Here is a 17,859-nt window from a genome sequence, read left to right as displayed (position 1 = left end):
GGCACGTCCCCACGGATCAGGCGCCGCGGATCAGACGCCCGCTGATCAGGCGCCGCGCAGCACCGCGCCGGTGCGCTCGGCCGCGGCGGCGACCGCGGCGTCGCGGGCCTGCGACGCCTCCTCGGCGGTGAGCGTGCGGTCGGATGCGCGGAACCGCAGCGAGTAGGCGAGCGACTTGCGCCCCTCCCCCACCTGCTCGCCGGTGTACACGTCGAACAGCCGGATCGCCTCCAGCAGCTCGCCCGCGCCGTCGCGCAGCGCCGCCTCGACCTCCGCGGCGGGCACCCCGGAGTCGACGACGAGCGCGACGTCCTGCGTGGCGACCGGGTACGTCGACACGTGCGGCGCGCGGACCGCCACCGGCTCGCCGAGGCGGCGCAGCTCCAGCTCCATCGCGCAGGTGCGCTCCGGCAGCCCGTACGCCTTGGTGACGCGCGGGTGCAGCTCACCGGCGTGGCCGACGAGCGTGTCGCCGACGTACAGCGCGGCGCAGCGGCCCGGGTGCCAGGGCGCGTGCTGGTCGGCCTTCACCGTCAGCTCCACGCCGACCTCGGCCGCGACCAGGCGCGCGGCCTGCACCGCGTCCGCCCACAGCGCCGGACGCCCGCCGCCCCACCAACCCGAGGGCTCGCGGTCGCCGGACAGCACGACCGCCACCCGGTGCGGCTGGTCGGGCAGCGCCGCCTCGACGGACGCGACCTCCTCGGCCGTCGGGCCGCGGTCCACCGCGAGCCGCGGCGCCCGCTCCGGCGCGTCCGGACGCGGCCGGAACACCACGCCCAGCTCGAACAGCGCCGTGTCGGGGAAGCCGCGCCCCACGTTGTGCGCCAGCGTCCGCAGCAGGCCCGGCAGCAGCGTCGTGCGCAGCAGCGGCTCCTCCTCCGACAGCGGGTTCGCCAGCCGCAGCGCGCGGCGCCGCGCGTCGTCGCCGGGCAGCTGCAGGTCGTCCCAGTCCTTCGCGGAGACGAACGGGAACGCCAGCACCTCGACGTACCCGGCGCCGGCGAGCGACCGGCCGACCCGGCGGCGGAGCCGCTGCTGGATCGTCAGGCCCCGCCCGGCGGACGGGCGCGGCGCGCGCGCCGGGATGTCCTCGTAGCCCTCGAGCCGGATGACCTCCTCGGCGAGGTCGTTCGGGTCGGTCAGGTCGGGCCGCCACGACGGCGGCGTCACCGTGAGGACGTCGTCCCCCTCGACCGCGCAGCCGACCTCCTCCAGGCGGCGGACGACCGTGTCGCGGCCGTACGTCACGCCCGCGACCTTGTCCGGGTGCCCGGCCGGCATCGTGATCGTGACCCGCGCGACCGGGGCCTCGGCGTGCGTGACGCCCGGCGCGATCTCCGCGCCGCCGAGCTCCGCCAGCATCCGCGCCGCGCGGTACGACGCGTACAGCGGCAGCTCGCGGTCGACGCCCCGCTCGAACCGGTAGGACGCCTCGCTGTGCAGCTTGTGCCGGCGGCTCATCCGGGCGGTGCCGATCGCGTCGAAGTGCGCCGCCTCGATGACCATGTCGGCCGAGCGGTCGTCGATCTCCGTCGCGAGGCCGCCCATCGTCCCGGCCATCGAGATCGGGCCCGACTCGTCGGTGATCAGGATGTCCTCGGGGTCCAGCTTGCGCTTGACGTGGTCGAGGGTCTCCAGGCTCTCGCCCTTCTCGGCGCGCCGCACCACGATCGGGCCGGTGAGCTTCGCGCGGTCGAACGCGTGCAGCGGCTGCCCGAGCTCCAACATCAGGTAGTTGGTGACGTCGACCGCCAGCGACACCGGCCGCATCCCGGCGCGGTGCAGGCGGACCTGCATCCACATCGGGGTCTTCGCGTCGGGGTCGAAGCCGCGCACCTCCCGCAGGACGAACCGATCGCACGCGGTCGGGTCGCCGATGCTCGCCGGGTACGCCTCGCCGTTCTTGGCGGGCAATTCCACGTCCGCCGGGTCCGTGAACGGGACCCCGTAGGCGATCGCGGCCTCCCGGGCGATGCCGCGGATCGACAGCGCGTAGCTGCGGTCCGGGGTGACGGCGATGTCGAGGACGTCGTCGCGGATGCCGAGCAGCTCGACGGCGTCGGCGCCGACCGGCGTGTCCGGCGGCAGCACGAGGATGCCGCTGTGGTCGTCGCCGATGCCGAGCTCGGTGACCGAGCAGATCATGCCCTCGGACATCTTGCCGTAGGTCTTGCGGGCGCCGATCTGGAAGCCGCCGGGCAGCACGCCGCCGGGCAGGATCACCACGACGTGGTCGCCGACCTCGAAGTTCGTCGCGCCGCAGATGATGTTCTGCGGCTCGCCGGTGCCGTTGGCGTCGCCGACGTTCACCTGGCAGTAGCGGATCGGCTTCTTGAAGCCGGTCAGCTCCTCGAACGCCAGGACCTCGCCGACCACCAGCGTGCCGGAGATGTCGGCGCCGGACTGCTCGACCGTCTCGACCTCCAGGCCCGCCGCGATCAGCCTCTCGGCCAGGTCCCGGCCCGTCACGCCGGCCGGCAGCTCGACGTGCTCGCGCACCCAGGAAAGCGGGGCCCGCATCAGATCTCCATCCCGAACGGGAGGGTGAACCGGACGTCGCCCTCCACCATGTCGTACATGTCCTCCACGCCGTGCCGGAACATCAGCGTCCGCTCGACGCCCAGCCCGAACGCCCAGCCGCTGTAGCGGTCCGGGTCGACGCCGCAGGCCACCAGCACCCGCGGGTTGACCATGCCGCAGCCGCCCAGCTCGATCCAGCCCTCCGAGCCGCAGGTGCGGCACGGCTCGCCGCCCGGCTCGGCGGACGCGCCCCGGCACACGAAGCACTGCATGTCCACCTCCGCCGACGGCTCGGTGAACGGGAAGTACGACGGCCGGAACCGGGTCCTCAGCCCCTCGCCGAACATGCCGGTGACGAACGCGTCGATGCCGCCGCGCAGGTCCGCCATGGTCAGGCCCTCGTCGACGGCGAGGCCCTCCAGCTGGTGGAACACCGGGCTGTGCGTGGCGTCCAGCTCGTCGGTGCGGAACGTGCGGCCCGGCGCGACCACGTACACCGGCAGCGGCCGCGACAGCAGCGACCTGATCTGCATCGGCGAGGTGTGCGTCCGCATCACCAGCCCGGACTCCTCCGACTCCACGAAGAAGGTGTCCTGCATGGTGCGGGCCGGGTGGTCGGGCAGGAAGTTCAGGGCGTCGAAGTTGAACCACTCCGCCTCGACCTCGGGGCCCTCGGAGACCTCGAAGCCCATCGCGACGAAGACGTCGGCCATGCGCTCCTGCATGGTGGTCAGCGGGTGCCGGGCGCCGCGCGGCGCGCGGTCCCACGGCAGGGTGACGTCGACGGTCTCCTCGACGAGGACGCGCTGGTCGCGCTCCTCCTCCAGGACGGCCTGGCGCTCCTTCAGCGCCTTGGACACCGCGCCGCGGGCGGCGCCGATGCGCTTGCCCGCGTCGGCGCGGGCGGCCGGCGGCAGCGCGCCGATCTCGCGGTTGGCGAGGGCCAGCGGGGAACGGTCGCCGGCGTGCGCCAGGCGGACCTGCTTGAGGTCGTCGAGGTCGGCGGCCGCGGCGATCGCCGCGAGCGCCTCGTCGCGGGCCCGGTCGAGCTGCTCGGGCTGCAACGCGGACACCTCGACGGGGTCATAGGACTTGTTGGGTGCAGACATGGTGGTGTGATCGACTCCGGTCGGCGTGGGACGCCCGCAGTCTAGTGCGCGGGCGGTGAGGATCCGGAAAGCGTGCGCGTGACGCGCGGCCCGCCCGGAGCCCTTCCGCGGCCGCGGGCCGCGCCCGGGACGGGCTCAGCTCGCGTGGTCGGGGGCCCCGGCGGGCACGGTAAATCGGAACTCGGCGCCGCCGCCGGGCGCCCGCCGCACCGTGATCGCGCCGCCGTGCGCCTCGACCAGGCCCTTCACGATGTAGAGGCCGAGCCCGGTGCCGCCGCGCCGGTTGCCGCCCGGACCGCGCCAGAACTGCCGGAAGACGCGCTGGACGGCCTCGGGCGGTATGCCCTCGCCCTCGTCGCGCACCGACACGGCGGCCCCCTCCTTGTGCGCGTCCGGCTCCACCACGATGGTGACAGTGCCCGCGCCGTGCCGCACCGCGTTTTCCACCAGGTTGCCCAGGATCTGGTCCATCTTGTCGGGATCGAGCCACATCTCGGGCAGCGCGCCGCGGACCTCGAACCGGAACCGGTCCTCGGCGTCGCCGGCCGCGACCCGGCCCGCGATGACCTTGCGGACCTCCTCGGGCAGGTCGACGACCTGGCGGCGCATCTCCAGCCGGCCCGCCTCGATCCGGGACACGTCCAGCAGCTCGGTGATCAGCCGGGTGACGCGGTCGGCGTCGGCGTTGACGGTCTCCAGCATGACCCGCTTCTGGTCGTCGTTGAAGCGGTGCCACTTGGCGAGCAGCGTCGCGGTGAAGCCCTTGACGCTGGTCAGCGGGGAGCGCAGCTCGTGCGCGACGGTCGACACCAGGTCGGCGCGGTCGCGCTCCTGGCGGGCGCGGTGCTGCGCGTCGCGCAGGCAGACGGTGAACCGCTCGACCCGGCCGCCCTCGCCGCGCCGGTACCCGGCGGTGACCAGCAGCTCGATGCCGCCGGCCAGGAACAGCGAACGCTCCGGGTGGCGGGTGCGGGTCGCGAGGCCGTCGTAGGGGGCCAGGCACTTCCACCAGTCGCGGCCCTCGGCGTCGTGCAGCGGCAGGACGTCGCGGAAGTCGCGGCCCAGCGCGGCCGCGGCGGCGATCCCGGTCATCCGCTCGGCGGCGGTGTTGAACACCACGACGCGGGCGTCGCGGTCGGCGACCAGCAGCCCGTCCGGCAGGTCGTCCGCCGGCCCGGGCTCGGAGAGAGCGCGCGCGGCCACGCCGGGGGGTTCCTCTCCGCCCACAGCGGCCTCCAGAACACCGGTAGAGCGCGGCCTGTCGAGAAGAGACTCTATCCGCAGTCGGGCCCCTTACGGGACCCGGAGAACGCCTCGCGGCAAGGCATTTGTAGCCACCGGGCAGGCCCCGGGCGGGCTGCTCCGGCCGGGGCCGGACGGGCGTTCTCAGCGGGTGCCGGTCGGCGAGTCCTGGCCGGCGAGCGCGGCCGCCACGTCCGCGTGGACCGTGAACAGCCGGTGCAGCCCGGTGATCCGCAGCAGCCGCAGCTGGGCGGGCCGCACCGCGGCCAGCACGATCTCGCCGCCGGACGCGGAGATCTCGTTGTGCGCGCCGACCAGCGCGCCGAGGCCCGCCGCGTCGCAGAACGGGACGGCGGCGAAGTCCAGCACCAGCCGGCGCGCCCCCGCGGCGTGCGCCTTGACCAGCCGGGCCCGCAGGCCGTCCGCGGTGTGCAGGTCGATCTCCCCGGTCACCGTGACGACGGCGGTCCCCGGCCGCCGCTCGGCGACCTCGACCGCCAGGCCCGCGACCGGGCCGGGCGTCCACGCGCCGGTCCCGTCGAGCGCCGCCGCGGCCGGAGCGCCGGTGCCGGGCAGGGCCGTGCCGGGCGCCGCGGAGCCGCGGGACGCGGCCTGGCCGGCGCCCGTCCGGCACCGGATCTCCGGCGCGCGCCGGCCCGGCCGCCTCGCCGGCCTGGTCTCCTCGGTCATCACGTTCGCCCCCACTCTGCGCGGCACCGTTGCCGCCCTGGTCAACGCCCTGGTCAACACCGTAAGCAGCGGGCCGGGACGGTGAAATCCACCGCCGGGCCGGTATCCCGCTCCTACCTGGGAAGGAGTCCCCCGCGCCGGCGGGCCCCCTGCCCCTCCGTCCGCGGGAAGACCATCTTCGCAGCTCACATGCCACGAAACGGCCCCGAAGGCGACCGCTTGCGGCCAACCGGCCACGGAACGCATTGAACCTTCGCGGCCGTTCGTACGTGGCCGTCCGTTCGCCCGCGCCTCCCCGAGAGTTCACGGGCTCGGAGCCGGGATGCCGCGCCGCCTCGGAGCGCGCGCGGGCCGTGTCAGGCCCGGCGCTGCGCCCGGGCCGACGCGTACAGGCAGACGGCCGCGGCCGTCGCCAGGTTCAGGCTCTCGGCCCGGCCGTAGATCGGCACCCGGACGACCTCGTCCACGTGCCGGAGGATCTCCTCGGGCAGGCCCCACGCCTCGTTGCCGAACACCCAGGCGGTGGGCCGCGCCAGCAGGCCCTGGTCGATGGCCTCGTCCAGGGTGCGGTCGCCCGCGCCGTCGGCGGCCAGCACCGTCAGCCCCGACTTCTTCAGCTCGGGGATCAGCGTGTCGAAACGCGGCCCGACCACCACCGGCAGGTGGAACAGGCTGCCCGCCGAGGCGCGCACGCACTTGCCGTTGTAGGGGTCGACGGACGCGTCGGTGAACACGACCGTCTCCGAGCCCGCCGCGTCGGCGGTGCGCAGCACCGTCCCGGCGTTGCCGGGGTCGCGGACGTGCGCGAGGACCGTCACCAGCCGGGGGCCGGACTCCAGCGCGCCGGCCAGCGGCACGTCCACGAACTCGCAGACCGCCAGCAGCCCCTGCGGGGTGACGGTCTGCGCCAGCTCGGCCATGATCTCGCCGCTGACCCGCAGCACCGGGACCCCGGCGCGCTCGGCGGCGCCGACCAGCTCGGGATGGCGGGACTCGGCCTCGGCCGTGGTGAACAGCTCGGCCAGCCCGCCGGGGATCTCCAGCGCCTCCCGCACCGCCTGCGGCCCCTCGGCGAGGAACCGCCCCTCGCGGCGCCGGAAGGCGCGTTTGGCGAGCCGGCGAGCGGCCTTCACCCGTGGTGATCGGATAGAGGTCAGCTCGCGGCCCGCCATGTCGCCGTACCCGCCCGTCGCCAGGTCGCCCGGCTCAGGCGGCCTCCGCCGGGAGCGCGTCCTTGGCCACCTTGACCAGGGCGGCGAACGCGGGAGCGTCGTTCACGGCGAGCTCGGCCAGCATGCGCCGGTCGACCTCGACCTCGGCGGCCTTCAGGCCCTGGATGAACCGGTTGTAGGTGATGCCGTTGGCGCGGGCCGCGGCGTTGATCCGCTGGATCCACAGGCGGCGGAACTGGCCCTTGCGGTCCTTGCGGTCCCGGAAGGCGTAGGTCATCGAGTGGAGCTGCTGCTCCTTGGCCTTGCGGTACAGCCGCGAACGCTGGCCGCGGTAGCCGCTCGACCGCTCCAGAACGACCCGACGCTTCTTGGCGGCGTTGACCGCCCGCTTCACGCGTGCCACGTGCTGAACTCCTTCGTGGGGGCCGGAGCCGTCCTGGCGCCGGCCGGTCGTCGATGTTGCCGGTCGGTGCTACTTGCGCAGCAGCTTCTTGATGTTCTTGGCGTCGGCGTCGGCCACCACGGCCGGGCCGGACAGGCGGCGCGTCCGCTTGGTGGGCTTGTGCTCGAGCAGGTGGTTCTTGTTGGCGCGGCGGCGCATCACCTTGCCGGAGCCGGTCAGCTTGAAGCGCTTCTTGGCACCGCTGTGGGTCTTGGTCTTCGGCATGGTCGCCGTCGTCTCCCTCGTTCCCGGGCCCCCGTGCGGCGGCACGGGGGCGCACCTGATCGGCGCGTCGCACTCGGACGCGTGCGACGCGCCAGGTCAGGCTTCAATGTACGTGCGTAACGACCCCGCGGAGGCCGCGAGGCCGCGGACGGGCCCGCCGCCGGGGCGGGGACCCGGCGGCCCTTGCGGGCCGCGGGCGTTGCGGCCGGACCGGCGTTCCGGCCGGTCCGGCACCAGGGTCGTGCAGGCACCGCGCCCGCTGCGGTCCGCGCTCGGCGGGCAGCACCGGGTGGGGCGCCGCGGCCGGGCGTCGACCGGGCGCCGTCGCCGCATGCGCGGCCGGCGTCTCGCTCGCGCGGTCGGGCGGTGGGTCAGGCCGGGCCGGTCGCCGCGTCCTGCTCGCGGCTCGCGGCGCGCTCCGCCTTGGCCTCCGCCTTCTTCTTGTGCGGACCGAGCACCATGATCATGTTTCGGCCGTCCTGCTTGGGCCGCGACTCGACGAAGCCGAGCTCCTCGACGTCGTCGGCCAGCCGCTGCAGCAGCCGGAAACCGAGCTCCGGGCGGGACTGCTCACGACCACGGAACATGATCGTGACCTTCACCTTGTCCCCGGCCTTCAGGAACCGCACCACGTGACCCTTCTTGGTCTCGTAGTCGTGCGGGTCGATCTTCGGGCGGAGCTTGATCTCCTTGATGATCGTGTGCGCCTGGTTCTTCCGCGCCTCACGCGCCTTCATCGCGGACTCGTACTTGAACTTGCCGTAGTCCATGAGCTTGGCGACGGGCGGGCGCGCGGTGGGCGCCACCTCGACCAGGTCGAGGTCCGACTCACGCGCGAGTTCAAGGGCCTTGGCGATGGGCACGATGCCCACCTGTTCGCCGTTCGGGCCGACGAGCCGGACCTCGGGCACGCGAATGCGGTCGTTGATACGCGGTTCGGCGCTGATGGGACCTCCTTGGGGCCGTTCTCAAGTTCTGGGACCGGTCGTACCCCGAGGCTCTCACGCGAAAAGCCCCGCACGACTCACGTGCGGGGCCACCTTCGGTCGCCCTGGACGGCGGAACCGTCCGGGGACGACGGCGAGACGAGCGCGCCGCGCCCGTTCGCCGGACCGATACCCACCGGCCTCACGGCCGGTCAGGTGGGAGGTGGCCTCCGCTTGAGCGCCCGGCGCGCACGACCTCGTCGGTCGCGTGCACAGGGCCGGTCGGCCACCAACACTACCACCTGCGAGGCGCGTGCGCGCCCCGCGGGTTCCGCGTGCACCGCGGAGTACGCCGTCCGTAGTAACCCGGCGGGGCGGTGCCGCATTCCCGGGCGCCGGCCGCCTCGCGCGCGCGGACCGGTCGCCGATCGCCGTCCGGCCGCCTTTTCCCACGTGAAGGTGAGGGTCATCTGGCTCGGCGGGCGCCTGGCACCGGACGCCCGCGTTGTTACCGTGGTGCCAGGACGGCCCGGTGGGGCCGGCGTCAGAGAGGTATTCCCGAGATGCCCTCAGTCGAGACCGGTTCCCCCGGCCCCCTCACCGCCTCGCCGCCGGTCCGCCTGCAGTTCGCGCAGAAGGCGTTCATCACGGCCGGCGGCCGGCTGCTGATGGTGCGCAAGGCGGCGTCCGACCCCTTCCACCCCGGCCGCTGGGAGGTGCCCGGCGGGCGGCTGGACGTCGGCGGCGACCTGGACCTCGACGACCACATCCGGCGGGAGGTGTGGGAGGAGGTCGGTCTGAAGATCGACCCGGGCCCGCCGTTCCACCTGTGGCAGTGGTTCATGGACGACCGGTCCCCGGACGCGCGGGGCGGGCGGATCCGGGTGGTCGCGGCGGCGCGGCACTGCCGCCCGCTCACGCTCGACGTCGCGTTCGGCAACCAGGACGAGAGCGACCATCTGGACGGATGCGCCTGGGTGCCGCTGGACGCGGTGTGCTCCTACCCGCTGATCCCGAGCCTGCGCCCGGTGGTGCGGGCGTTCCTGCCCCTCGCCCGCTGACCACCGGATGGACGCGGGCACGAGCGGGGGCGGGGCCTCCCCCGCGTGCCGGCCCGGCCTGGACGCGACGGGCCGGCGCCGATTCTCCCTGTTCGTGATCGGCGACGTGCGGATCGAGGTGCGGGCGGCGCTGGACGGCGTCCGGTTCGGGGAGCTGACCGCCGACCGGCTCTGTTACGCGCCGGCGCGCGCGCTGGTCGCAGGGACGGCGGTGAACCTGGCCCGGTGCGCGGTGGCCCGCTTCCGCCGCGTGAGCGTGCTGGCGAAGATCGGGGACGACGGGTTCACGCCCGTGATTCGGCGGGAGCTGCGCCGGATCGGCGCCCGGGACCGGCTGCGGGTCGAGCCGGGCGCGCCGAACGGGGTGACGGTGATGCTGCGCGACGGGCCGGCGGGCGGCGGGCCGGGGGTGCGGCTGCTGGTGGCCGACCAGGACGCGCCGGGCCGCCGGCTCACCGAGTCGGAGGTCCGCTCGGCGGCACGCGCGATCGGCCGGTCGGACGTGCTGTTCCTGGACGGATATGCGCTGCTGTCGCCGGTGTCGCGGGCGGCGCTGCGCGCGGCGGCGGACACGGCGCGCGAGGCGGGGACGGCGGTGGCGTTCGATCTGGTCCCGCACGACATCGACGCGCGGCTTCCGGCGGCGGACGTGCTGCCGCTGCTGTCGGCGGCGGACCTGGTGATCGCGGAGGCGCCGACGCTGGCGCGGCTGCTCGGCCGGGAGGTGCCCGCCGGGGCGGACGAGGTGCGGGCGCTGGCGCGCGCGCTGGACGACCTGGTCCCGGGGACCCCGCTGTGGCTGCTGCGCTTCGGCCCGACCCAGCTGGAGCGGGTGCTGGCCTACCAGTGGGAACGGCTGCTGATGGAGTACGAGACCGGGTACCGCGACGGGGACGCGCGCGCCGGGTTCGGTGACCGCCTGGCGGTGTGGGAGCTTCACCAGTGGCTGTCGTCACGGTGATCGTGTAGGGGCGGGCCGTCGAGGGCGGCGGTCGCGCGGCGCAGCGTCCGCAGGGTCCTCAGGAACCGCCGGCGGCTTTCGGGGAGGCCGAACGTCTCCTGCCAGCGCCACGTCCCGGCCGTACGGTGCCCACTTCTGCTGTTGAGGGCGACGGCCACGGCCCAGCGCAGGAACTGGCCGCGCACCCCGTCGCCTGGATGGACGGTCGCCGTCCCCCGCTCCTCGATGAGCAGGTAGGAGCGTCCGGTGCGGAAGCGGGCGCGGACCGCCGCGTGCCCGGCGGGGGCGCCGGGCAGGCCCCGCCGCTCGACCACGTCGCGGACGCCCGGCGTCCCCGGAAGGAGGTGCCAGTGCGCGTGGTCGATGCAGGCGCCGCCGCCCTGCGGCAGCGCGGGCCCGTGCTCGAAGAGCAGCAGCTCACCGGTCCCGTAGGCGTGCCGGTAGAGGCGGGCGACGCGGTCGCGCCAGTGCAGGGCGCCGGCCCACAGCCGCTCGTCGAAGTCGCCCGCGCACTGGCGGTGCTCGCGCGTGACGAGGAGGAGGTGCCCGTCGGCGAGCGGCGCGACGTCCGGCATCAGCAGGAAGTCGCGGTCCCGGGCGAGGACGGACGGCTCGCCCGGCAGCCCGGCCATGGCGTTGATCCGGAACCGGAGGGGCGGGCACAGCACGCACTCGGGGCCGGGCTCGTCCTGCACCGATGGCTCGGCCAACGCCTCCTCCAGCACACGGGGACGCACGGGCGGTCGCTTCCAGCGTGCCCGCCGCGCCGCGCCGGCGATCTGTGCGGGCGCGGCCACAGACCCGGGACCCGCGGGGTACAAAACATGGCCAAATGGGCACATATGGGGATAGAAGGCAGCACCGTGAACCAGACCCCACAGCCCCCCGCACCGGCGCCCCGCGCCGCCCCGTCCGCCGCCGCGCCCTCCGGCGCCCTCGCCGCTCCCGCCATCGACATGGCGGTGCTCGAAGCCCGGCTCAACGAGTCCCTGGACGTCCTGCGCGACACCTACGCGCCCGCGTCTGGCAGCGGCGGCGGCTGGTACCACGAGCTGGCCCGGCCCGAGCCCGGCACGACCGCGACGGCGCTCGGGTTGCTGGCGTTCGTGGAGGCGGGCCGCCCGTTCGAGCACTTCGACGAGGGCCTGGCCTTCCTCGCCGAACGGCAGGCGGCGTCCGCCGACGCGCTGCGCGACGGCGGCTGGGCGACCCGGACCAGCCTCGGCATGCCCGTGGTCGAGGCCACCGGATGGATCGCCCGGTTCCTCGCCCGCGCCCGCTGCGACCTGCGCGAGGACGCCCCGGACCTGCGGCGCGCCTACCGGTGGCTGCTGCGCAACCAGAATCCCGACGGCGGCTGGGGCTCGCTGTACGGCTGCGCGTCCCGGGTGTGGCAGACGTGCCTGGCGCTGCGCGCGCTCGCGCAGCTCAACCCGTACGACCCGGCGGTGGACCGGGGCGTGGAGTGGCTGACCGCCGACCGGACGGCGCACCGGCCCGCGTGGGGACCGGTGCCGGCGGCCGCGCCGACCGTGACGCACACCGCGTTCGTCCTGGTGACCCTCGCCGAGGCGCGGCCGGGCCTGCGGACCGAGCGGCTGCTGGACGCCTACGACTGGCTGCTCGCCCACCTCGACCCCGACGACGACCACACCTGGATCGAGACGTACGAGGTGTCCCCGCACGGGCTCGGCTCGCGGCCGGTGTGGCGGCTGGCCCTGTGGCACTACGGCCTGCCGATCGCGCTGACCGCGCTGCTGCGGGACCCGCGGGGCCCGCACGGGCCGACGGTCGCCCGCGCGTTCCGGACGCTGGTGCGCGGTGAGGTCGCCGACCCGCGCCTCAACGGCCTGCCCGGCGGCGGCCGTACCTCGCTGTGGACGCTGTGGTGGCGGCTGGAGACGCTGATCGCGCTCACCCGCGTCCCGCTCGCCGGGAGCGCGGACGTGCTGCACTGGTTCCCGGACGCGACGGTCGTGCAGCGCGCCCACGCGCGCGAGCGCCCGGTGGCGGCGCTGCTCCCGCACCGCCGGCTCGTCGACCCGGTGGCGCTGGTGCGGCGGCACTGGTCGGCGCTGGTGCTCGGGTTCGTCTGCGTGTCCAGCGCGTTCGGCGTCACGCTGGGCGCGTGGGGCTGGCGCGACTTCTGGCTGAGCGTGATCGTGCCGATCGTGCTGGCCAGCGTGGACGAGTCGCTGAAGCGGCGGCGGACGCCGCGCGGCCCGCCCCCGGCGGCCCCCTAGCCGGCCCTAGCCGCCGGTGGAGGCGGCGCGGCGGGCCAGTTCCGCCTCGCCGGCGCCGCGCATCGCCGCCACGGGGACGTCGTCGCGGCCGGTCATCAGCTCGACCTGCCGGACGGCCTGGTGCAGCAGCATCGCGAAGCCGCCGACGACCGTGCCGCCCGCGCGCTCCACGGCCGCGGCGAGCGCCGTGGGCCACGGCGCGTACACCACGTCGAACAGCGCGGCGCCGGACGCCGCGACGGGCCCGGCGAAGGCGTCGGCGGCCCGTCCGGGCAGGGTCGACACCACCAGCCCGGCCGGCAGGTGGTCGGCGACCCTGTCCAGGGTGACGACCCGCACGGCCAGCCCGCAGCGCTCGCCGACCTCGGCCGCCTCCGACGCCCGGCCCGGGTCGCGGACCGCGAGGACCGCCGCGTCCAAGCCCAGCTCGGCGAGCGCGGCCAGCGCCGACGCGGCCGTCGCACCGCCGCCGAGGACCACCGCGGACCCGGGCGAGCCGAGGCCCGCTTCGCCGAGCGCGGTCACGATTCCGTGCACGTCGGTGTTCTCGGCGTGCCGGCGCCCGTCGCGGAAGACGAGCGTGTTGGCGCCGCCGACCCGTTCCGCCAGGTCCGACACCGAGTCGGCGAGCTTCAGCGCCACCCGCTTCAGCGGCATCGTCAGCGACAGGCCCGCCCACTCGGGGCCGAGGCCGTCCAGCAGCCGGGCGAGGCCGTCCTCGCCGCACTCGACGGCGTCGTAGCGCCAGCCGTCCAGGCCCATCGCCGCGTACGCCGCCCGGTGCAGCACCGGCGACAGCGAATGCGCGATCGGCGATCCCAGCACGGCGGCGCGCCGCACCTCACCCACCTGCCCGCTCCGATCCGTCACGCGTCAGCCGTTCGGGTGCTTCTTCTGCCACTCGCGGAACTCCTGCTCCAGCTTCTGGCGCTCGGCGTCGGTGCTGGCGAACTTCGTGACCTTGTGGGTGGGGTCGGTGGCCACGAAGTACAGCCAGTCCCCGGACGCGGGCGACAGCGCGGCCTCGATCGCGTCCGGACCGGGGTTGCAGATCGGTCCGGGCGGCAGGCCCTTGTGCTTGTAGGTGTTGTACGGCGAGTCGACCTGCAGGTCGCGGTTCCGCACGTCCAGCGTCCGCTTGTTCAGCGCGTACAGGACGGTGGTGTCGAACTGCAGCGCCATCCCGGCCTTGACCCGGTTGTAGATGACCCGGGAGATCTTCGGGAGGTCGCTCGGCTTGCCGCCCTCGGCCTGCGCGAGGCTGGCCAGCGTCAGCACCTTCAGCGGGCTGAGGCCCGCCTCCTTCGCCTTGCCCTCCAGGTCGGAGCTGCTCGCCTCCTTGTTGAACGCGTCGATCATCTGCTGGACGATCTTGCGCGCCGACCCGTTCGGGTCGAGGTCGTAGCGGCCCGGGTACAGGAAGCCCTCCAGGTTCCCGCCCGCGTACGACGGCAGCCCGAGGCCGCCGGTGTTCTTCGCGACCGCCTGGAAGTCCCGGACGGGGATCCCGGTCTTCTTCGACAGCAGCTGGAAGACCTCGATCGCCCGCTTGCCCTCCGGGATGGAGATCTGGTTCCCGGCCCGCGACTTCGGGTCCAGCAGCAGCGCCATCGCCGCCTTCGACGACATCTGGAGGCGCATCTGGTAGAAGCCCGGCTGGATGCTGGAGGCGCGCGTCTCGGCGTTGTAGACCTTCACGAACGCCCGGGTGCTCTTCACGACGCGGTGCTCCTGCAGCGTCGCCGCGATCACCGCGCCGCTCGCGCCGTCCTTCACCTGGACCGTGACATTGCCGGTGCCGGAACCGGAGTAGTCCGGCGGGTGCAGCCGGTTGTCCAGGATCGCGACGCCGAACACGCCCGCGGTGCCGAACACCGCGACGATGAACGCCAGCGCGAACAGGAACGCGGCGCGGCCGCTGCGGCGGCGGCGCTTCTGCCGCTTGCGGGCGCGCCGCTGGTCCCGCCTGCTCGGCGGCTCCTGCGGCTGCCCCTCCTCGTACGGATCACCGTACGGATCGGAGAAAAGGTCCAAATCGTTCATGAGCTCCCCCGGACGATCTCGCCTGGGGGGCGCCCGGTCAACCGTTCCCCGTCCAGGGCCGCTTGAAGCAGGACCGCGGCCGCGGCCTGGTCGACGACCTTGCGGCGGGCCTGACCGCGCACTCCCCCCGCCCGCAGCCCGCTCTCGGCCGTGACGGTGGTGAGCCGCTCGTCGTACAGCCGGACCGCCTCCGGGGGAAGGCGGTCCGCCAGCCGGGCGGCGAACTTGCGCGCCGACTGCGCCGCCGGGCCCTCGCGGCCCGACAGCGACGTCGGCAGCCCGACGACCACTTCGATCGCCTCGTGCTCGGCGACGAGCTCGACCAGCCGGTCGATGTCGCCCCGGCCGCTCTTCACGGTCTCCAGGGGGGAGGCGAGGATCCCGCCGGGATCGCACCGGGCGACGCCCACCCGGACGCTTCCCACGTCCACCCCGAGCCGCACGCCCTGCCTCATCGCTCCGCTCCGCTCCGCGGTGCGGGACGCCCTGCGGGGGGCGCCGCGCCGGTCACGAACCTCATGACGCGCCGCCCCTTAACCCGCCCGCGGGGCTCACGCGGCCCCTACGGCTCGTTCGACCGCGGCGAGCGCGTCGTCGATCGCGGCGGGGTTCGCGCCGCCGCCCTGCGCGAGGTCGTCCTTGCCGCCGCCCCCGCCGCCGAGCGCCTTGGCGGCCAGGCCGACGAGCGCGCCGGCCTTCAGGCCGCGCTCGCGCGCGCCCGGGGTGACCGCGACGACCACGACGGGACGGTCCTTCGGGACGCCCGTCACCATCACCACGGCGGGCCGCGCCTGCAGCCGGCCCCGCACGTCGACGGCGAGCTTGCGCAGGTCGTCGGCGCCGGTGCCGTCGGGGGCGCGGTGCCCCACGAACGCGGTGCCGTTCACGTCCTTCGCGCCGTCGGCGAGGGCCCCGGCGGCCGCGAGGATCTGCTGGGAGCGCAGCTTCTCCAGCTCCTTCTCCGCCTCGCGGAGGCGGCCGACGACGCCGGAGATGCGCTCGGGCAGCTCCTCCTTGCGCGCCTTCATCTGCTCGGCGAGCTGCGCGACCAGCACGCTCTCGCGGGCCAGGAACCGGAACGCGTCGATGCCGACGAGCGCCTCGACGCGGCGCACGCCCGCGCCGATGGACGACTCGCCCAGCACCTTCACCAGGCCCAGCTGCCCGGACCGGGCGACGTGGGTGCCGCCGCACAGCTCGCGGGAGTAGTCGCCGACCTCGACGACCCGGACCTCGTCGCCGTACTTCTCGCCGAACAGCGCCAGCGCGCCCATGGCGCGGGCCTCGTCGATCGAGGTGTGGAACGCTCGCACGTCCAGGTCGCCGATCAACACCTCGTTGACCTCGTCCTCGACGTCGCGCAGCACGCTCGCCGGGACGGCGCCGGACGCGGTGAAGTCGAACCGGAACCGGCCAGGCGAGTTCTCCGAGCCGGCCTGCGCGGCGGACTCGCCGAGCGCCCGCCGGAACCCGGCGTGCACGAGGTGGGTCGCGGTGTGCGAGCGGGAGATCGCGGCGCGCCGTGTCAGGTCGATCTCGGCGTGCGCGGAGTCGCCCGCCTGCGCCTCGCCGCTGCGGACCCGGCCGCGGTGCACGATCAGCCCGGCCAGCGGCGACTGCACGTCGTGGACGTCGATGACCGCGCCGTTGCCGAGCCGGATGACGCCCTGGTCGGCGAGCTGGCCGCCGCCCTCGGCGTAGAACGGGGTGCGGTCGAGGACGACCTCGACCTCGGTGCCCTCGCCCGCCGCGGGCGCGTTGGCGCCGTTGACCAGCAGCCCGACGAGCCGGGCGTCGCCGGTGACGTCGTGGTAGCCGATGAAGTCGACCTTGCCGCCGGCGCCGGTGAGCAGCTCGTCGAGGACGGAGACGTCGAGGTTGCCGGTCTTCTTGTCGCGGGCGTCCTGCTTGGCGCGGTCCCGCTGCTCCTTCATCAGCCGGCGGAAGCCGTCCTCGTCGACCTGGAGACCGGCCTCGGAGGCCATCTCGAGGGTCAGGTCGATCGGGAAGCCGTAGGTGTCGTGCAGCTTGAACGCCTGGTCGCCGGCCAGGGTCCTCCCGCCCGCGCGCCGGGTCTCCTCCACCGCGGTGTCGAAGATCGCGGTGCCGGTGCGCAGCGTCTGGAGGAAGGACTCCTCCTCAGCGTCGATGACCGTGTGGATGTTGGCGGCGGTGCGGATCAGCTCGGGGTACTGCTCGCCCATCGCGGAGATCGCGACGGAGGTCAGCTCGTGCATCAGCCCGGCCTCCTGGCCGCCGAGCAGCCGCAGGTTCCGGATCGAGCGGCGCAGGATGCGGCGCAGCACGTAGCCGCGGCCCTCGTTGCCGGGGCGGATGCCGTCGGCGACCATCATCGTCCCGCTGCGGACGTGGTCGGCGATGACCCGCAGCGACACGTCCGCGCGGTGCTCGCGCCCGTAGGAGGTGCCGGTCAGGTTCGCGGCGCGGTCCAGGACCCGCCACAGGGTGTCGGTCTCGTAGATGTTGTCGACGCCCTGCAGGACCGCCGCCATGCGCTCCAGGCCCATGCCGGTGTCGATGTTCTTGGCGGGCAGGTCGCCGAGGATCGGGAAGTCGGTCTTGCTGTTCCCGGGGCCCCGCTCGAACTGCATGAAGACGAGGTTCCACACCTCGAGGTAGCGGTCCTCGTCGGCGACCGGGCCGCCCTCGCGCCCGTACTCCGGGCCCCGGTCGTAGTAGATCTCCGAGCAGGGGCCGCAGGGCCCGGGGACGCCCATCGACCAGAAGTTGTCCTCCATGCCGCGCTTCTGGATGCGGTCGAGGGGGACGCCGACCTTGTTGTGCCACAGGTCGCGGGCCTCGTCGTCGTCGTGGAAGACGGTGACCCAGAGCTTGTCCTCGGGGAAGCCGAAACCGCCGTCCTCGCGGGAGCGGGTCAGCAGCTCCCACGCGAACGGGATCGCCTGCTCCTTGAAGTAGTCCCCGATCGAGAAGTTGCCCAGCATCTGGAAGAACGTGGCGTGCCGGGTGGTCTTGCCGACCTCGTCGATGTCGGGCGTCCGCACGCACTTCTGCGCGCTGGTCATCCGCTGCGACGGCGGGGTGCGCTGGCCGAGGAAGTACGGCTTGAACGGGACCATGCCGGCGTTCACCAGCAGCAGGGTCGGGTCCTCGGCGACCAGGCTGGCGGAGGGCACCACCGTGTGCCCGCGCTCCTCGAAGAACTTCAGGAAGCGGCGCGCCACCTCTGCCGACTCCATG

The 17,859-nt window shown here is 74.4% G+C and carries 16 protein-coding genes; 3 read left to right on the top strand and 13 right to left on the bottom strand.

All coding sequences use genetic code 11. From position 1 onward, the window contains the following. Positions 1–45: 45 nt before the first annotated feature. The 8 genes from pheT to infC all read right to left on the bottom strand — a co-directional run bounded on the left by pheT (position 46) and on the right by infC (position 8,332). A complete protein-coding gene (gene pheT, locus AB0C78_RS18865; protein ID WP_360749274.1) occupies positions 46–2,523 on the bottom strand; it encodes a phenylalanine--tRNA ligase subunit beta in 2,478 nt (825 codons plus the stop codon). Beyond that, positions 2,523–3,632: a phenylalanine--tRNA ligase subunit alpha gene (gene pheS, locus AB0C78_RS18860; RefSeq protein ID WP_151544053.1), complete on the bottom strand. Its 1,110-nt coding sequence runs from the start codon at positions 3,630–3,632 to the stop codon at positions 2,523–2,525. Before pheS ends, pheT begins: the two co-directional genes overlap by 1 nt. Positions 3,633–3,767: 135 nt before the next feature. Beyond that, positions 3,768–4,835 carry an ATP-binding protein gene (locus tag AB0C78_RS18855; RefSeq protein WP_360749271.1) on the bottom strand — a complete coding sequence of 356 codons (1,068 nt, stop codon included), beginning with the start codon at positions 4,833–4,835 and terminating at the stop codon, positions 3,768–3,770. 183 nt (positions 4,836–5,018) lie between these two features. Continuing rightward, the gene (locus AB0C78_RS18850; RefSeq protein ID WP_360749268.1) at positions 5,019–5,564 is read right to left on the bottom strand and encodes an STAS domain-containing protein; all 546 of its coding nucleotides are present in this window, start codon (positions 5,562–5,564) and stop codon (positions 5,019–5,021) included. Positions 5,565–5,920: 356 nt separating this feature from the next. Then, complete coding sequence (locus AB0C78_RS18845; protein ID WP_151544050.1) at positions 5,921–6,736, bottom strand: RNA methyltransferase; 816 nt, start codon at positions 6,734–6,736, stop codon at positions 5,921–5,923. 34 nt (positions 6,737–6,770) lie between these two features. Further along, positions 6,771–7,139, bottom strand: a complete 369-nt coding sequence (gene rplT, locus AB0C78_RS18840) for a 50S ribosomal protein L20 (RefSeq protein WP_151544049.1) — start codon at positions 7,137–7,139, stop codon at positions 6,771–6,773. Positions 7,140–7,208: 69 nt separating this feature from the next. Then, positions 7,209–7,403, bottom strand: coding sequence for a 50S ribosomal protein L35 (rpmI, locus tag AB0C78_RS18835; RefSeq protein ID WP_067468638.1), 195 nt, complete (start codon positions 7,401–7,403; stop codon positions 7,209–7,211). 371 nt (positions 7,404–7,774) lie between these two features. Next, positions 7,775–8,332: a translation initiation factor IF-3 gene (infC, locus tag AB0C78_RS18830; protein WP_281382898.1), complete on the bottom strand. Its 558-nt coding sequence runs from the start codon at positions 8,330–8,332 to the stop codon at positions 7,775–7,777. Positions 8,333–8,892: 560 nt separating this feature from the next. Between infC and AB0C78_RS18825 the strand changes: the two genes are divergently transcribed. Further along, the gene (locus AB0C78_RS18825; protein WP_360749263.1) at positions 8,893–9,390 is read left to right on the top strand and encodes an NUDIX hydrolase; all 498 of its coding nucleotides are present in this window, start codon (positions 8,893–8,895) and stop codon (positions 9,388–9,390) included. Between the two features lie 94 nt (positions 9,391–9,484). Next, positions 9,485–10,351 carry a PfkB family carbohydrate kinase gene (locus AB0C78_RS18820; protein ID WP_360749260.1) on the top strand — a complete coding sequence of 289 codons (867 nt, stop codon included), beginning with the start codon at positions 9,485–9,487 and terminating at the stop codon, positions 10,349–10,351. Here AB0C78_RS18820 and AB0C78_RS18815 read toward each other — a convergent pair. Beyond that, positions 10,327–11,061, bottom strand: coding sequence for a hypothetical protein (locus tag AB0C78_RS18815; RefSeq protein WP_360749257.1), 735 nt, complete (start codon positions 11,059–11,061; stop codon positions 10,327–10,329). The genes AB0C78_RS18820 and AB0C78_RS18815 overlap by 25 nt on opposite strands. Positions 11,062–11,214: 153 nt before the next feature. On the opposite strand from AB0C78_RS18815, the gene AB0C78_RS18810 reads away from it, so the two are divergent. Then, on the top strand, positions 11,215–12,594 hold the full coding sequence (locus AB0C78_RS18810) for a prenyltransferase/squalene oxidase repeat-containing protein (RefSeq protein ID WP_360749254.1): 1,380 nt from the start codon (positions 11,215–11,217) through the stop codon (positions 12,592–12,594). Between the two features lie 6 nt (positions 12,595–12,600). Here AB0C78_RS18810 and AB0C78_RS18805 read toward each other — a convergent pair whose 3' ends face one another. The 4 genes from AB0C78_RS18805 to alaS all read right to left on the bottom strand — a co-directional run bounded on the left by AB0C78_RS18805 (position 12,601) and on the right by alaS (position 17,858). Next, on the bottom strand, positions 12,601–13,434 hold the full coding sequence (locus AB0C78_RS18805) for a shikimate dehydrogenase (RefSeq protein WP_360749337.1): 834 nt from the start codon (positions 13,432–13,434) through the stop codon (positions 12,601–12,603). A gap of 33 nt (positions 13,435–13,467) precedes the next feature. Beyond that, positions 13,468–14,637: an endolytic transglycosylase MltG gene (gene mltG, locus AB0C78_RS18800; protein ID WP_360749251.1), complete on the bottom strand. Its 1,170-nt coding sequence runs from the start codon at positions 14,635–14,637 to the stop codon at positions 13,468–13,470. Continuing rightward, positions 14,634–15,092, bottom strand: a complete 459-nt coding sequence (gene ruvX, locus AB0C78_RS18795; protein WP_151539443.1) for a Holliday junction resolvase RuvX — start codon at positions 15,090–15,092, stop codon at positions 14,634–14,636. The genes mltG and ruvX overlap by 4 nt, the downstream gene beginning before the upstream one ends. Before the next feature lie 96 nt (positions 15,093–15,188). Further along, a complete protein-coding gene (alaS, locus tag AB0C78_RS18790) occupies positions 15,189–17,858 on the bottom strand; it encodes an alanine--tRNA ligase (RefSeq protein ID WP_360749247.1) in 2,670 nt (889 codons plus the stop codon). Between the last annotated feature and the right edge of the window lies 1 nt (position 17,859).

Source organism: Actinomadura sp. NPDC048394 (genome assembly GCF_040651755.1).
GTDB classification, from domain to species: domain Bacteria; phylum Actinomycetota; class Actinomycetes; order Streptosporangiales; family Streptosporangiaceae; genus Spirillospora; species Spirillospora montaniterrae.
The sequence above is the reverse complement of the archived record's forward strand: the minus strand, read 5'-3'. Positions and strand labels throughout refer to the sequence as shown.

Bases quoted from the DNA above. Each gene is read 5' to 3' on its own strand.
- pheT (WP_360749274.1), bottom strand. From the start codon at position 2,523: ATGCGGGCCCCGCTTTCCTGGGTGCGCGAGCACGTCGAGCTGCCGGCC.
- alaS (WP_360749247.1), bottom strand. From the start codon at position 17,858: ATGGAGTCGGCAGAGGTGGCGCGCCGCTTCCTGAAGTTCTTCGAGGAG.
- ruvX (WP_151539443.1), bottom strand. From the start codon at position 15,092: ATGAGGCAGGGCGTGCGGCTCGGGGTGGACGTGGGAAGCGTCCGGGTG.
- AB0C78_RS18825 (WP_360749263.1), top strand. From the start codon at position 8,893: ATGCCCTCAGTCGAGACCGGTTCCCCCGGCCCCCTCACCGCCTCGCCG.
- AB0C78_RS18845 (WP_151544050.1), bottom strand. From the start codon at position 6,736: ATGGCGGGCCGCGAGCTGACCTCTATCCGATCACCACGGGTGAAGGCC.
- rpmI (WP_067468638.1), bottom strand. From the start codon at position 7,403: ATGCCGAAGACCAAGACCCACAGCGGTGCCAAGAAGCGCTTCAAGCTG.
- pheS (WP_151544053.1), bottom strand. From the start codon at position 3,632: ATGTCTGCACCCAACAAGTCCTATGACCCCGTCGAGGTGTCCGCGTTG.
- AB0C78_RS18850 (WP_360749268.1), bottom strand. From the start codon at position 5,564: ATGACCGAGGAGACCAGGCCGGCGAGGCGGCCGGGCCGGCGCGCGCCG.
- mltG (WP_360749251.1), bottom strand. From the start codon at position 14,637: ATGAACGATTTGGACCTTTTCTCCGATCCGTACGGTGATCCGTACGAG.